This is a genomic window from Halovenus anhuiensis (assembly GCF_037080055.1).
GTDB lineage: Archaea > Halobacteriota > Halobacteria > Halobacteriales > Haloarculaceae > Halovenus.
On record NZ_JBAOJI010000001.1, the window covers coordinates 1007615 to 1023144 of the forward strand.

At 62.4% G+C, this 15530-nt stretch carries 12 protein-coding genes and 1 tRNA gene; 9 read left to right on the top strand and 4 right to left on the bottom strand.

Going from position 1 to position 15530, the window contains the following annotated elements; all coding sequences use genetic code 11:
* Positions 1-19 precede the first annotated feature (19 nt).
* Positions 20-2260, bottom strand: coding sequence for a DUF7282 domain-containing protein (locus V8P86_RS05185; protein WP_336326174.1), 2241 nt, complete (start codon positions 2258-2260; stop codon positions 20-22).
* A gap of 205 nt (positions 2261-2465) precedes the next feature.
* Here V8P86_RS05185 and V8P86_RS05190 point away from each other — a divergent pair, with 205 nt between their 5' ends.
* Together V8P86_RS05190 and V8P86_RS05195 are read left to right on the top strand one after the other, a co-directional pair.
* A complete protein-coding gene (locus V8P86_RS05190) occupies positions 2466-2717 on the top strand; it encodes an MTH865 family protein (RefSeq protein WP_336326175.1) in 252 nt (83 codons plus the stop codon).
* Positions 2718-2825: 108 nt separating this feature from the next.
* Positions 2826-2898, top strand: a tRNA-Gln gene (locus V8P86_RS05195).
* 242 nt (positions 2899-3140) lie between these two features.
* Here V8P86_RS05195 and V8P86_RS05200 read toward each other — a convergent pair.
* Positions 3141-3626, bottom strand: a complete 486-nt coding sequence (locus V8P86_RS05200; protein ID WP_336326176.1) for a hypothetical protein — start codon at positions 3624-3626, stop codon at positions 3141-3143.
* A 343-nt stretch (positions 3627-3969) separates the two neighbouring features.
* Between V8P86_RS05200 and V8P86_RS05205 the strand changes: the two genes are divergently transcribed.
* The 4 genes from V8P86_RS05205 (at position 3970) to V8P86_RS05220 (ending at position 7457) form a co-directional block, all read left to right on the top strand.
* Positions 3970-4344 carry a thioredoxin family protein gene (locus V8P86_RS05205; protein WP_336326177.1) on the top strand — a complete coding sequence of 125 codons (375 nt, stop codon included), beginning with the start codon at positions 3970-3972 and terminating at the stop codon, positions 4342-4344.
* A gap of 151 nt (positions 4345-4495) precedes the next feature.
* Positions 4496-4777: an ArsR/SmtB family transcription factor gene (locus tag V8P86_RS05210; RefSeq protein WP_336326178.1), complete on the top strand. Its 282-nt coding sequence runs from the start codon at positions 4496-4498 to the stop codon at positions 4775-4777.
* Positions 4778-4877: 100 nt separating this feature from the next.
* Positions 4878-5183 (top strand): DUF8036 family membrane protein, encoded by a 306-nt coding sequence (locus tag V8P86_RS05215; RefSeq protein ID WP_336326179.1) that lies wholly within the window; start codon positions 4878-4880, stop codon positions 5181-5183.
* 213 nt (positions 5184-5396) lie between these two features.
* Entirely contained in the window at positions 5397-7457 is a 2061-nt protein-coding gene (locus V8P86_RS05220; RefSeq protein ID WP_336326180.1) for a DUF7282 domain-containing protein, read from the top strand.
* 60 nt (positions 7458-7517) lie between these two features.
* On the opposite strand, the gene V8P86_RS05225 is transcribed toward V8P86_RS05220, so the two are convergent.
* Complete coding sequence (locus tag V8P86_RS05225) at positions 7518-8399, bottom strand: alpha/beta fold hydrolase (protein WP_336326181.1); 882 nt, start codon at positions 8397-8399, stop codon at positions 7518-7520.
* 195 nt (positions 8400-8594) lie between these two features.
* On the opposite strand from V8P86_RS05225, the gene V8P86_RS05230 reads away from it, so the two are divergent.
* Positions 8595-11309 carry an efflux RND transporter permease subunit gene (locus V8P86_RS05230; RefSeq protein WP_336326182.1) on the top strand — a complete coding sequence of 905 codons (2715 nt, stop codon included), beginning with the start codon at positions 8595-8597 and terminating at the stop codon, positions 11307-11309.
* A gap of 21 nt (positions 11310-11330) precedes the next feature.
* Here V8P86_RS05230 and V8P86_RS05235 read toward each other — a convergent pair whose 3' ends face one another.
* Positions 11331-12251 carry an SDR family NAD(P)-dependent oxidoreductase gene (locus V8P86_RS05235; protein ID WP_336326183.1) on the bottom strand — a complete coding sequence of 307 codons (921 nt, stop codon included), beginning with the start codon at positions 12249-12251 and terminating at the stop codon, positions 11331-11333.
* A gap of 124 nt (positions 12252-12375) precedes the next feature.
* Here V8P86_RS05235 and V8P86_RS05240 point away from each other — a divergent pair, with 124 nt between their 5' ends.
* Both V8P86_RS05240 and V8P86_RS05245 read left to right on the top strand, forming a co-directional pair.
* Positions 12376-14472 carry an acetate--CoA ligase family protein gene (locus V8P86_RS05240; RefSeq protein WP_336326184.1) on the top strand — a complete coding sequence of 699 codons (2097 nt, stop codon included), beginning with the start codon at positions 12376-12378 and terminating at the stop codon, positions 14470-14472.
* Positions 14469-15530, top strand: a complete 1062-nt coding sequence (locus V8P86_RS05245) for a phosphotransacetylase family protein (protein WP_336326185.1) — start codon at positions 14469-14471, stop codon at positions 15528-15530. Before V8P86_RS05240 ends, V8P86_RS05245 begins: the two co-directional genes overlap by 4 nt.

The following is a 15530-nucleotide window of genomic DNA, read 5'->3' on the forward strand; positions in this document are numbered from 1 at the left end:
CTACAGTCTATACTGGCGATTATTCGTCGTCTTCCTCGAGGTCGTCGTCCTCGGGTGTCGCCGGTTCGCTGTCGATGCCGAGTTTTCGGTACGCGTAGGCCGCGAGGCCGCTCAGCCCGGCCGCGCCGGCGACGGGGCCGAATCCGGGGCCGGATCCGTCGGAACTATCCTCGCCGTCATCGCCGCCATCGTCACCGTCCATACCGTCGCCGTCCGTCTCGTTATCACCGCCCATATCGTCGCCGTCATCCATGTCGTCACCATCGTCCATATCGTCGCCGTCATCCATATCGTCGGCTTCGGCGGTAATCTCGGCGCTCGCAGTCACACCACCCGGAACCGCACCGGCCTCGGCGTCGGCGTTCGGGACGACCGGACCCGTGCCAGGCGTAGCAGCGTCGCCAGCGCTGGCGTCCGGGGCGAGGTGGATCATCGCGACGAAGGTGTCTGTCCCGGAGAATGGCAGCTCGTTGAAATCGCCGTCCTCGGGCGCTCGCTCGGCAATGATCTCTGCACCCTCGTTCTCGCCGGTCAGGACGTTCGAGGAGCCGATCCACTCGGCTGCGACGAGGCTATCCTCGTCGTCGGTCACGTGGACATCGACGGTGTACGGAACATCGCCGGACAGCGAGGCGTCGACCGTCGCCATCGCGTCGCCGCTCTCGACGGGCCCGTCGCCGGTCTGATCCTCGAAGGTGAGTCCAGCCTGGTGGACTGTCGTGCTATCGTTGTCGACGACCGCGTTAGTGGTGTCGCCGGAGACGGTATCCCCGGGTGCGTACTCGCCGCTGAGATCGGCCGTCGGAATGGCGTGGGCGACGTGGTCGCCGGGGAAGCCACCGGTGTCTTCGACGGCGACGACGACATTCTCCTCGCCGTCGAGTTCGTCCGCGCCGAAGACGCCCAGTCCCGCGATGACGAGATCTTCGCCGTCTTCGTAGGTGACGACGACAGCACTCTCGGTGTTGGCAGTCACGTCGACCACGACACCGGGGGCAGTCGGGTCCTCCTGAGTGAACGTCGGTGAGGCGGTCGCCTGTTGGGGGAAGGTGACTGCGGCGTCGACGAGTTGCACCTCGCCGCTGTCCGTAACCGCGCCGCTGTCGTTCGTGTACGGACCGTCCTCGCTCCCTTCCGAGGAGACGAAGTCGTACGTCTCGTTGCCGTTCGTATCCCGGTGCGGCATCGCGATCAGCGTATCGCCCCCGGCGAGCGGTTCGTCGAGAGTGACTTCGAGTTCGTCGTGCTCACCGGAGTCGAGATACTCCGAGGTGCCCCGGACGCTCGGGATGGTCTCACCGTCGAGGAGACTGCTGTCGTGGATGGTCACGAATCCGCCGTCGTCGAGACGAGCGTAGTCGACGGTCACGGAGTCGCCGGCCGTCACCTGATCGTCGATCCGCACCGCGGCGGCACCGTCGACCTGTACGTCGGCGTCATCGATTACTGCGCCGCCGTCGAAAGAGTATGGGCCGTCCTCGCTCCCCTCTGAGGAGACGAAGTCGTAGCTCTCGTTGTCGTTGCTGTCCCGATGGGCCATCGCGATCAGCGTATCGCCGGTCGTGAGCGGATCGTCGAGTTCGACTTCGAGATTCTGGACGCTACCGACCTCGATGTACTCCGAGGTGCCGCGAACGCTGTCGAGTGTTGCACCGTCGTTCAGGCTACTGTCGTGGATCGTCACGAACCCGCCCTCGTCGAGACGGACGGAGTCGACAGTTACCGATGTGCCGTCGGTGGACTGGTCGCTGAATTCGACCGCTGCGGGTGCGTCGCTGTCGCTTTCCTGTACCGTCCGGATCGATCCTTCCATCGATCCGTGGACCGTACAGACGTAACTGTCGAGTTCGTCGGCCAGTTCGCCCGTGACCGTGAATGAAACCGAGTTTTCGTCGTCGACCCAGTCGGTTTCGGAGTCGCCTTCGAAGGAACCGTCGCCGCTCTGGCTCAACAGCGCTTCCCCGTCCGGCCCGCGGAAGGCCAGCGGGTGAGAGCTCCAGCCGTCGTTCTGGAAGGTGTACCGGACGCCCTCTCGAAGCGTGAGTTCCGGATTCTCGACGCCCGTCTCCGCGAGTTCGTCGTCGCCCTCGATATTCGTCACTTCCCACGCGCTGGCGCCGACGTTGTTCAGTGTTGCCTGCACTTGTTCTTGGCTCTGTGCCGCCGTTGCGCCGATGCCTGCGCCGTAGGCGACGATTCCGGTACCGACGCCTGCGAGTAATCTTCGCCGCTGGGGATTATCGACTGAGTTGTCTGGCATACACTCTTGTTATTATGTAGAAAGGTATGATAAAGAGGGTGCTAACATGTATGGGAGACAGAGATGATCGATACTCTCGCGCAGCGCGTGTTCGTGTCGGCCGCGAGTCAGTGGCTGAGAGATGCCAGACTGAAGGCGGATGTGTGCGAATCCCTATCGAGTCTAAACCACCAATCTTTTTGTACCGACTTACAAACAAATGAGTATGGTCGACAAAGACGACCTGCGCGAGCAGTTCACTGAAGCGTTCGAAGGTGCAGACTATCCGATCAACAGCCCGATGGATCTCGTTCCGGCGCTGCCGAACGGCCCATCGACGTCCTTCGAGTCCGGCGACTTCTCGATGACGGCCATGGAGCTCAACCAGACCGTCAGCGGCGGCGACTTCCCATACGATGACGTCGAGTCGTTCGTCGGCGACATCATGGAAGCGCTCGAAGAAGACGGCGAGATTTAAATAACGAATCGGCTGGTCGCCCAGCCGAGATTTTTATTCGGGTGTCGTCTGGAGATGCGCAGTCACGACAGTAAGACACTTGTAGGGGAGTCAGCAATGAGCATATGCAGTCCCGTGGTGTAGTGGCCAATCATAGGGGCCTTTGGAGCCTCTGACGGCGGTTCGAATCCGCCCGGGACTATTCTGTTCGAGCGAAGTGAGAACGAATAGTCTCACGAGCGGATTCGGGCCAGAGGACGAGCGTAGCGAGTCTTCGCGGTTCGAATCCGCCGAGTGAAGGGCTCACTCGAATCTGTGCTCACAACACTCGCACAGACCGCGGGAGAGCCGTGCTCTCTCGTGCCTTCGTTCGCTATACTCACGAAGACACCGCGGAGCAAAGCTCCGCGAGTCCGGGACGACTGATGTGGTGGCCGGCGTTCGTCAGTTGTTCGACTCGGCGACGGCTTCGAGCAGTGTCTGTCGGTCGTCGAAGTACGCCGGTGCATCTCGGTCCTGTTCGAGTCGGACGATCTGTTCGAGCGCATCTTGGCCGTCGTCGGCGGTCGTTTCGAGGTCTTCCGCCAAGTCAGCGTACGCCTCCGACAGTTCCTGAAAGGCAACCATCCGCGCCCGTTTGGCCTCGGCAACTGCCTGTTTCTCTTCGAGTTCGGTCTCCAACGCTTCGAGTTGCGTGACTTCGTCGGCGGTGTCAGCGCCGGCCGTCGGCGAGGAAGCGCCGGGACTCTCGGGACCATTCGCCTGTGCCGTGAGACGCTCTCGCATCCCCGAAATCTCCTCGTCGATTTCGTCGAGCAACTCGTCAGTCTCTGCGGCGAGGGTTTCCGTGCGACCCGCAAGGAGTCGGGCTTGAGTACTGCAGTAGTCGGCCAGTTCCGCGACCGAAAGACTGGCGCTGTCGTCTTTCATTGGTACTACTTCGCGCTCGATCCCAAAGACAGTTGCCACGGAGAGAAGGCTTAGATGCACAGTGCTCAGCAGCCCTCGTGCCGGCCCGGTGGGAACTCCGTCGGTGAAATGCAGATTTGACTCTCCGAGGCGGTCTTTACGCTGTGGGCCGTCGGGTAGACTGCCGACGCACGGTCGGCAGGGGTCCCACGTCCGATCATCGCCAGTCGTCCGCCCTGTCCCGAACCCACTCGACCCTGACAGCCGCTGTGGGACCCGAACAGCCCGCTAGTCACACGCCCTCCCGCCCTGTCTTCTTTCTGTGTGCCGAAGCGTTTAGTCGGCCAGAACACCAAGGAAGAGCATGAGTCAGCCAGAAAGCGACCAGGCAGATCCAACGATGGACCAGCACCGACCAGTCCAGCTTGCCGACGAGGCCGATCTGGACGCCTTCTGTGCTGAGGCAGACGTTGCACTCGTCGAGTTCTACACGAACGGCTGCGGGCTCTGTCAGAGCATGGAGCCGGTGGTCGGTAACGTGGGCCGCGAACTCGGACTCGATGTCGGACTGATCAACCCGCGAGACGACCCGCCGCTGATCGAGCGGTTCGACGTGCGCCGGGTGCCGCTTTTCGTGCTGTTCGTCGACGGGGAGCCAGTGGCGCGGCGGGACGACGGCTTCGTCGCGGGCGAGGAACTAACCGAGTGGATTCGGACGGAGACGGACACACAAAGATAGCGACAGCCGATCAAAGCCGGCAGTCGTCCGCGGTGAGAGGAAGCGACAACTCCGGTGAGACAGTGGTTTTTCGGTATCGTCTCGAACTGCGGGAGCGGCGGGTTCCGGGAGAGCGATACTATTAGGGCCCGGGCCATTGACTACCAGCCTAATGGAGGGCGTTCTCTGGTACGTGCTGACGGGCACACGCGGCGGGACCAATCGCGTGCGCCTGTTACGCGCGCTGGACGAGCGCCCCCGGAACGCGAACCAACTCGCCGACGATCTCGATCTGGATTACAAGACGGTCCGACACCATCTCGATGTTCTCGTCGAGAACGATGTCGTCAAAAGCAGCGGTGACGACTACGGGGCGGTCTATCTGCCGACCGAGCGGACGCGAAGCCACTGGGAGACGGTAACTACAATTATCGAACAGGTGGACGAGACATGACCGAAAACACACGATTACGGCCACATGCTGCGGTTTTGGGAGAGTTTTGGGACGAAATTGGGAAAGTGGTTAAAGGGATAGCCAGGGTAGGTGAACTATCATGAGTCTCTGGTTCGATGTCGCCCGCCTTTCGGCGGGAATCAATATCGTGTTGCTCGCGGCGCTGCTGAGCGTCTGGGGGCGGAACTATCTCGACCTCCGGTCGAAACACGCCCTCGGTCTCGCCATGTTCGCCGTCTTCCTGCTCGCGCGAAATGCGCTCTCGCTGTATATCTACATCGTCGATCCGACGCTGTCGGCGTGGTTCAACTCGTCGGTACCGAACATCGTCTGGCGAGCGCTGATGGCACTGCATCTGCTCGAAACGGTCGGACTGGCGGTGCTCGTCTGGATCACCTGGGACTGACTCGCGAACCGCGGCCCGGCTATTTTCGAGCTCGGTTACGAGTCGTGGACGGCCGCGATTTTAAATACCTCGCTGAGGCCGTAACCAATCCGAATACAATCAGCAAAAAAGTGGGTATATCGCGGTACGTGGGGCATTTTGGGGACGAAATTGGGTGAGAGTTCGGTCGGATTTCGGAAAATCTTCTTTTAAGTACCCGTCTTCGGATAGGGTATGCGTCAGAACGCATACGATGTGATGAGAGTTGCACTCCTCGTCGCGGCGGCATTCGCCGTCGGGGCCGGGGCGCTCGCAGCACCAGTATCGGCCGACGAACACCAGGCAGACGTGACATTCGAGAATACCACCTCCGGCGGCGAGACAGTCGTCGTCGACGAGGTGACCGTCCCCGACGGCGGGTTCGTGACGATCCACGATAGCACGCTCACCGACGGGAACACGCTCGGCAGTGTCGTTGGAACGAGCGCGTATCTCGAACCCGGCACCCACGAGGATGTCGTTGTCGAACTTGACGACGGTATCGAGGGCGGCACCTTCCACGCGATGGCTCACCAGGATACGGACGGTGACCGCGCGTACACGTTCGTCTCCTCGAACGGCGAGGCTGACGGACCCTACACCCTCGACGGTGAGATCGTGATGGACAACGCCGAGGTGACCGTCTCGGCCAACCTCTCCTTCAGCGGACAGAGTTCCGAAGGCGAGTACATCACCGTCGACCGAGTCGAACTCGCAGAGCCCGGATTCGTGACCGTTCACGACTCCAGCCTGCTCGACGGCGCTGTCTTCGAGAGCGTTCGCGGCACGAGCGCGTACCTCGACGCGGGCATCTACGAGGATCTTCGGATCCAACTGGACGAGCCACTCGAAGACGACGACACGCTCGTCCCGATGGCTCACCGAGACACGAACGACAACCAGGAGTACGACTTCCCAGCCAGCAACGGTGACGCAGACGGACCGTTCTCGAACAGCGCTGGTGACGCTGTCGTCGACAGCGCAGAGGTCGCGCTGAGCGAGAACGCATCGGTCGCGTTCGACGCACAGGCATCCGGTGGGACGACCGTCGTCGTCGAGGAAGTGTTCCTGCCAGATGGCGGGTTCGTGACGATGCACGACTCGACACTCCAGGATGGTGAGGTCATCGGGAGCATCCGAGGCACGAGCGAGTATCTCGCACCCGGAGTCCACCGCAACATCGAAGTCACCCTCGACGATCCGCTCGCGGAGGATGACACGCTACTGGCGATGGCTCATCAGGACACGAACGACAACGAGATGTACGACTTCGTCGACTCCGGTGGTGCCGCTGACGGGCCGTACACTACCGGCGGTGATATCGTCATGACACCAGGCAACGTGACCGTGTCGGCGAGCGTCGACTTCACCGCACAGAGTTCCGACGGGACGACCGTCGTGATCGACAGTGTCGACCTCTCTGAGGGCGGATTTGTGACGATTCACGACTCTTCGCTGGCCGCCGGTGACGTGATCGACAGCATCCGCGGCACCAGTGAGTACCTGGATGCCGGCACCCACGAAAATATCGTCGTCGAACTCGATGCCCCGCTGACCGAGACCAACCAGGTCTTCGCGATGGCTCATCAGGACACGAACGACAATGAGATGTACGACTTCGTCGACTCTGGTGGTGACGCTGACGGTCCTTACACCGCAGGTGGGGACATCGTCATGCAGTCAGACACGGTGAGCGTCACCGCGGCAGTCAGTGCAGATGTCGAGAACTCCGACGGCGAGACGGTCGTCATCGAGAGCGTGACGCTCCACGACGGCGGGTTCGTGACCGTTCACGACTCGACGCTCGCGGACGGCGCTGTCCTCGACAGCGTCCGCGGCACCAGCGAGTACCTCGCACCGGGCACCCACGAGAACGTGGAGATCAGCCTCGACGAACCGCTCGAAGAGGACGACACGCTGTTTGCGATGGCACACTTCGACACCAACGGTAACCAGATGTACGACTTCCTCACGAGTGAGGGCGCCTCGGACGGTCCGTACGTCGCCGCCGGCGCTCCCGTGATGGATAGCTTCGGCGCATCTGCCGTCGAGCAGATGGACGACACGGATGGAGACGACGAGATGGATGGCGAGGAAACGGACGGAGAAGACGACATGGACAGCAGTGATGAGGAAATGGACGACGAAGAAGCTGACGACAGTAGCTCCGACGGCAACGGCCCCGGCTTTGGGATCATCGCGGCCCTGGTCGCGATGCTCGTTGCGGGACTGTTCGCGGTCCGACGGCTGACCTAACTGCCACACAGCGGCCCTTTTTATTTCGTCGACTCCGCGAGACACCGACAGCGACTGCTCTCAGATCGCGCCGACGAACTCGCGGATCTCCTCGCTTACGATGTCCGGGCGCTCTCGGTGCATGAAGTGGCCGGCGTCGCGGATCTTCACGACCCGGCAGTCGGCGGTAAACGGTTCGTCAGCACGGTCGAACAGTTCCGCACCGATACAGCCGTCACGCTCCCCGGCGATAACCAGTCCGGGAACGTCGATCGGCGGCTGCGAGTCCAGCGTCAGTCGGCCATTGCGAGCGAGATCCCTGACTGCAGGATTGACGAACTGTCGGTAGTACTGCAGTGCTGCTTCGGGCGTTCCTTCGGAGCCGAACGTCTCGATGACGGAGTCGAGGTGGTCGTCGTCGTACTCCCAGTCGGGACTCCAGAGCCGCCAGAGGCGCTCGATCAGCGCAAAGTCGTCGGCTTCGAGAATCCGCTCTGCGACGCCGGGAAACTGGAACAGCCAGATGTACCAGCTTCTGAGTAGCTGGCGCGGCGAGTCCAGTACGAGCGCCGAAAACCCCGGCGGCACGGCCATCGTCACGAGGTGAGCGAACTGGTCGGGGTCCTGCCGCGCGGCCGCGTAGCCGGCGACAGCCCCCCAGTCGTGGCCGATCAGTACGGCCTCTTCGCAGTCTTCCCGTTCGAGCAGTTCGTCGGCGAGAGCGAGTGCGTCAGCACCGAGCGCGCGGGTCGAATAATCGTCGTCGGGCGCGAGCGACGTGGGTCCGTACCCGCGCATGTACGGCGAGACGGCGGTGAATCCCTCCGTTGCGAGTCGGTCAGCGATCGGGAGAAGTGAGTCCGCGTTGTCGGGAAAGCCGTGCAGACAGAGCGCCAGCCGATCCCCGTCGCCGCGGCGATGATACGCGAACTCGACTCCGTTTGCGGTCAGTGTCTCGGTCATAATTGTCCTCCGGACCGACGGCGCATAAAATCGCCTGCCTCGCTGCGAACAGGGCAACGAGCGGCTCCAACGGGCCGTATTTCAGAGTAAGGAATGATGTCAGTATGAACGTAACAACAAGTATTTAGGCTGACAACGCCTTCCCTCTAGCGACAAAATGAGACAGAGTGCCGGCAGTTTCTACGGAGGGCAACCGTGAGTGATCTTCCCCAGCGGTTCGCCGATTTCCTGACGACGTACAGCAAGACAGTCATCGTTGTGATGCTGCTTCTCACCGCCGGTATCGGGGCCGGTGCAGGGATGGTCGAACAGGACTCTGATACGGGACAGTTCGAGTCCGAATCGGACGCAACGGAAGCAAACGAGTACATTCAGAATAACTTCGTCGTCGAGGACAGAGAGAATCAGACGACAGTTCAGTTGATCCAACGTGGAGAGAACGTCCTCACGGAAGAGGCGTTGATCGAATCGCTCGAACTCCAACAGGAGTTCCGTGACAGCGAGACGATCAACGGGACGCTGGCCGACGAAAACGCCATATTCGGCGTCGAGAACCTGGTTGCGCAGGCACAACTCCAGCGGGAGGCACGAGCGCGCCAGCGGGCGGCTGCCGACCAGCCTGACGGCGGTTCCGCACAGCAAGACCGCGAACAGAACCAGTCGGCACCACAGCCGCCGACGCTCGACGAACAGATCGCGGCCATCGAACGGATCGAGGACAGCGAGTGGACACTCGAAGCGCTTCTGACCGAGGATCCGGGCCTTCTCCGGGATAACGGCAACTCCCAAGGGCTAGCGTTGATGCCCAGAGATTACGAGCCAGGGACGGCGACGGCATCGGCGCGGCTCACCTTTATCACGCAACGGACGGACGGCGGATCGCTCGAATCCCCGGACGGACTCGGCGAGAGAATCACCAACTCGCAGCTGGAAATGCGCGATATCACGCAGGAACAGGACTTCGAGTACACCGTGTTTGGAGCCGGGATCATCACAGAAGAAATCGATCAGTCTCTCGGTGACAGCGGAGCCATCGTCGGCCCGCTCGCGTTGCTGTTCGTCGTGCTGGCGCTGACGGTCGCGTACCGTGATCTGTTGGATATCATCCTCGGCGTGGTCGGAATCTTCGCGGTGCTGATCTGGACGTTCGGCTTCATGGGCTGGACCGGCGTCGCGTTCAATCAACTCCTGCTCTCGGTGCCGGTGTTACTGATCGGGCTCTCGATCGACTACGCGATCCACGTGTTCATGCGCCACCGGGAGCAACGGGCCGAAGGAGGGGAAGACGAAGACCTCCGCCGTTCGATGGGGCTCGCACTCGGCGGCGTCGGCGTCGCGCTCATCTGGGTGACGGCGACCGCGGCGATCGGTTTCCTCGCCAACCTGACCAGCCCGATCGGACCACTCCGGGACTTCGGCGTCGTCAGCGCCTTCGGCGTGACCGCGGCGTTGCTCATCTTCGGGGCACTCATTCCGGCACTCAAAATCGAGATCGACGGCTTCCTCGAAGCGCACGGACTGGACCGACAGAAACGGGCCTTCGGGACCGGAGACTCGCGGTTCTCGCGGGTCCTCGCAAGCGGTGCGATGGCGGCGCGACGGTTCCCGGTCGCAGTGGTTGCCGTGACCCTGCTTCTGACTCTTGGCGGGGCCGTCGGCGCGACACAGGTCGATACGAGCTTCCAGCAGGAAGACTTCCTCGCGGACAGTCCGCCGGAGTGGACCCAGGATCTCCCTGAACCGTTCAAACCCGGGGAGTACCAGGCCAAAGAGGACATCGAGTATCTCTCCGCGAACTTCCAGCAGGAGGGGAGCGAAGGGGAGATCCTGATACGCGGCAACGTGACCGACGAACGGACCTTACAGTGGGTCGACGATGCGAACGCAGATCTGAGCGAGCGCGAGACGATCTTCAAGCTGGCAAACGGCGAACCCGACATTCGCTCGCCGCTGTCGGTCATGCAGCGGACGGCGGCGGAAAACCCCCAGAGTGAGTTCGCGGCCAACTTCGCCGCCGCAGCGGGCGCTGAGAACCCCTCGCCGAGAGAGATGGCAACGTTAGTTCCCGAGGAGAACGTCTCTGCGCTGTACGACCAGGTGCTCGAACTGAATCCGAGAGCGTCGCAGGTCATCTACCAATCCAGCAACGGTGAGTACGAAGCACTGCGGATGACCGTCGCCGTCGAGGGAGACGCCTCGGGATCGGCTGTGGCGAGCGATCTACAGGGCGCAGCCGACGAAATCGAGAGCAACAGCGAGAACGAACTCACCGCGATCGCAACGGGCGATCAGGTGATCTTCAACGAAGTCGAGCAGGATCTACTCTCGACGGTTATTCAGGGGCTGATCATCACCCTCGTCGCGGTGTTCGTCTTCCTCGCCATCGCCTACCGGCTGACGGGGAATCCGGCGTCGCTCGGCGTCGTGACGCTGCTCCCCGTGGTCTTCTCGGTGAGTTGGATCCTCGGCTCGATGTGGCTGCTCGGCATCTCGTTCAACACGCTAACGGGGACGATCACCTCGCTAACGATCGGTCTCGGAATCGCGTACAGCATTCACATCAGCTCCCGATACGAACTCGAACTCAGACGGCAGGGTAACGTCTGGGATGCCATGGAAACGACAGTCACCGGCACTGGCGGTGCGTTGCTCGGGAGTGCAGCGACGACTGTCGGTGGCTTCGGGACGCTCGTGTTTGCCATCCTGCCGGTGTTGCGACAGTTCGGCATCATCACCGGACTGACGATCATCTACGCCTTCCTCGCGAGCGTACTGATCTTGCCCTCGCTTCTGGTCCTCTGGACGCGCTATCTCGGCCCATCGGGATATTTCCCGGACGAGGGGGCCGAAAGCAGTGACGGACCGCCAGCGGCCGAAGAGACGACGGCCGCTGACAGCGGCACCGACTAGCCCACCGCAGAAGCAGTTCGTTTATTCGGCGAATTCGGCCAGCGGTTCCTCGTTATCTAGAATCTCCGCGCTTCGCTCCCAGAGCCTGCGCTGGGACTCGCGGTCGCGGGCGGCCGGCGACGCTTTGATCTCTCGACGCCGAGCGAAGTACGCGCCGGTCGTGTCGGCAACCTCCGGTGATACGGTGAGATAGACGAGTGTCGACGCGCCCTCCTCGACGGACTCGGTAAACGGCGACTGGTCGAACAGTTGCCACAGTTCCGTGCTGAAACCGGGGAAGGCACGGCCGAACTCGCTGCCGGGAATCACGCCCGGATGGAAGGAGGTCGAGGTCACGTCCCGATCCGCAGCGGCCAGCCGTCGGCCGAGTTCGTTCGCGAACTGGATGTTCGCGAGCTTCGAGCGACAGTAGGCGGCGACCGTCGACAGCCCCGTCAGATCCAGCAGTTCGTCGAGATTCAGCGTCGTCCCGCGGTGAGCGATGGAGGAGGTGGTGACGACCCGGCTGCCCGAATCGAAGCTGTCGAGCAATTCTACCGTGAGCTGATACGGCGCGAGATGGTTGATATGGAAGGCAGGATCGACGCCCAGCGCCGTCGGTTCGGTCGTCTCGAAGAGCCCACCGGCGTTGTTACAGAGCACATCGAGCGTCTCGACCGAGTCGTGGACGTGTTCGGCCAGCGCCGACACCTCCTCGGGATCCGCGAAGTCGGCGCGAACGAACTCGGCTGTCCCGTCGCTGTCCTCGATTTGGTCGACAACTGCTCCGCCGGCCTCGGCGTTGCGGCCGTGAACGATCACGTGGGCGCCGAGTCGGCCCAGCGAACACGCCGTGACCCGGCCGATGCCGCTGGTCGAACCGGTCACCAGTACCGTCATCTCGGAACAGTCCTCGTCGGCCACCTTCGCTTGCTCCTCGGGTGGACGGTCGAATCCAAACATATCCGTGCTTGGTGTGCGTGCACATCTACCTATCGATAGAATGCCATGTCAGATCCGCACGACGAGACTCGGCCAGCGAGAATGAGGCGAACCTATAATCCGACCGCAGGCGAAGGGAACACTGATGGGTGAGCTATCCACGCTCTTTGCTCCACAGCGGGTTGCAGTCGTTGGCGCCTCCGACGAGCAAGGCACAGTTGGTCACGCGATAACCAGCAATCTGCTCGCGGAGTTCGAGGGAGAGACCGTCGCCGTCAATCCCAACCAAGAGACCGTGCTCGGATTGGACTGTTACGACAGCCTCACCGCCATCGAGGAGATCGATGTCGCAATCGTCGTCGTCCCCGCACACATCGCGGTCGACGTCGTCCGTGACGCCGCCGAGGCTGGAATCGAGAACGTCGTCGTCATTACCGCCGGATTCAGCGAGGCCGGCAGCGAGGGTTCGGCGCGGGAGGCGGAACTCGTCGAAGTCGCGACAGAGTACGACCTCAACGTCGTCGGCCCGAACTCGCTGGGCGTGATGTCCACCGGCGTCGGCATGAACGCGACGTTCGGTCCCCGAATGGCGACGCCGGGCAGCATCTCGTTTATGAGCCAGTCAGGAGCCTTTATCACCGCGGTGCTGGATTGGGCCGTCGATCAGGAAATCGGGTTCAGAGATATCGTCTCGCTGGGGAACAAGGCCGTCCTGGACGAGTCAGATTTCGTCCGCCAGTGGGGCAACGACCCCGAGACCGATGTCATCCTCGGCTATCTCGAAGACGTAGCCGACGGCCGGGAGTTCATCGACGCCGCTCGCGAGGTGACCCGCGAGACACCGATCGTGGCGGTGAAGTCGGGTCGAACGGAAGCCGGCGCGTCGGCCGCCGCCTCCCACACCGGTGCCATCGCCGGTAGCGAGGCGGCCTACGAGGCCGGACTCCGGCAGGCGGGGGTCCTCCGGGCCCACTCCGTCCAGGAGTTGTTCGATTTCGCGTCGATTCTCGACGGCCAGCCGCTCCCGGAAGGCGACGGCGTTGCGATTATCACCAATGCTGGCGGTCCCGGGGTGATGACGACCGATGCCGTCGGCGACGCCGACATTCAACTCGCGGACTTCGAAGACGAAACACTCGACGATCTCTCGGAAGCGTTGCCCGACGGAGCGAACATCTTCAATCCGATCGACGTGATCGGCGACGCTGATGTTGACCGATTCGCCGACGCGATCGAAATCGCGCTCGCGGATCCGGAAGTCGGCATGGCGGTCGTGCTCGCCTGCCCGACGGCGACGCTAACCTTCGACGATCTGGCTGCGGAGACGGTCCGGTTACAAGAGGAGTACGGCACCCCAATCGCCGCGACGCTGATGGGCGGTTCGGGAACCGAGACGGCCGCCGGGCGACTTCGGGAGGCGGGCATTCCGACCTACTTCGACCCCGCGCGAGCGGTCCGGAGTCTGGACGCGCTACAGGAGTACGCCACCATTCGCACCCAAGAGCGGGTCGAGCCGACGACCTTCGATGTCGACCACCAGCGAGCGCGAGCGGTTCTCGAATCCGCGGCCGACCGCGGACGGACACAACTCGGGGTCGAATCGATGGACTTGCTCGATGCCTACGGCATCTCGACGCCACAGGGAGAAGTCGTCGACAGCCCCGGCGACGCCGAGCGCGTTGCAAGCGAAATCGACGGCGATGTCGTTATGAAGATTGTCAGCCCCGACATCAGCCACAAATCCGATATCGGCGGCGTCGAAGTCGGCGTTTCTCAGGATGCAGTCCGGGACACCTACGAGGATATCATCGTCCGGGCGCGCAACTACCAGCCGGATGGCTCGATCGTCGGCGTCCAGATTCAGGAGATGGTCGATCTCGACGAGGGTACCGAGACGATCATCGGCGTCTCCAGAGATCCGCAGTTCGGCCCGCTGGTCATGTTCGGACTCGGGGGAATCTTCGTCGAGGTGATGGAAGACACGGCTTTCCGGGTCGCGCCGGTCGCCGAACCCGAGGCCAGCGAAATGCTCGACGAGATCAAATCAGCGCCGCTTCTGTCCGGTGCTCGGGGGCGAACGCCGGCAGACAAGGGGGCACTCGTCGAGACGATTCAGCGGGTTTCACAGCTCGTGACAGATTTCCCGGCGATTTCGGAACTGGACATCAACCCCGTCGTCGCACAGCCTGACGGAGCGATTGCGGTCGATCTGCGGCTCACACTCGATCAGGAGGAACTATGAAAACAGTACTCGTCACCTCGACCACGGGAGGTACAGGAAAGACAGCGATTACGGTCGCACTCGGGCGACTGGCACAAAAGCGCGGACTGACGGTCGGCTACATGAAGCCGAAGGGAACGAATCTCGAAAGCGTCGTCGGGAAGACACGCGACGAGGATCCGATGCTCGCCCGCGAACTACTCGACCTCGATGCGGGCATGCACCAACTCGAACCCGTCGTCTACTCGCCAACCTTCGTCCAGGAAGCGATCCGAGGCCGCGCCGACCCGGAGCAGTTGCGCGCAGACATCGAGGAGAACTTCGAGACAGTCGCGGAGGGCGTCGATCTCATGTTGCTCGAAGGCTCGAAGTTCCACTGGACGGGCGGCAGTATCGAACTGACCGACGCCGATATCGCGGAGTTGCTCGACGCCGAAGTGATCCTGGTCAGTGAGTACACCGAAGCCGGCGACGTCGACGAAGTGCTCGCGGTGAAAAAGGAGTTCGGCGACAGATTCGCCGGCGTGTTGTTCAACGACGTCTCGCCGGATCGATACGACGAACTCGTCGAGGACGCGATGGCGTTTCTGGATGGGAGAGGGATTCACAGCTACGGGGCGCTTCCGCACGACGAACAGCTCGGCGGCGTCACTGTCGCCGATCTGCTCGACGGGATCGGCGGAGAACTGTTGACGCCAGACGTCTCGACCGACGGCCGAATCGAGCGGTTTCTCGTCGGCGCGATGAGCGGATCGAGCGCGCTGTCACGGCTGCGTCGGACCCGGAACGCGGCGCTCATCACCGGTGGTGACCGCTCGGATATCCAGACCGCAGCCCTGCAGGCCAGCGGAATCGGCTGCATGATCCTGACCGGCGGCCACCGCCCGTCGCAGGCCGTGCTCGGAAAGGCGACGAGCGAGGGCGTGCCGATCGTCCTCGTCCAGTCAGATACGCGGACGACGATCGATCGAACGGAGTCAGTACTCGGCTCCGGACGGACCCGAACGCCGGAGGCAGTCGAGCGAATGGCCGAACTGCTCGCCGAGAGCGTCAGCGTCGATTCGATGCTGGAAGAGTGA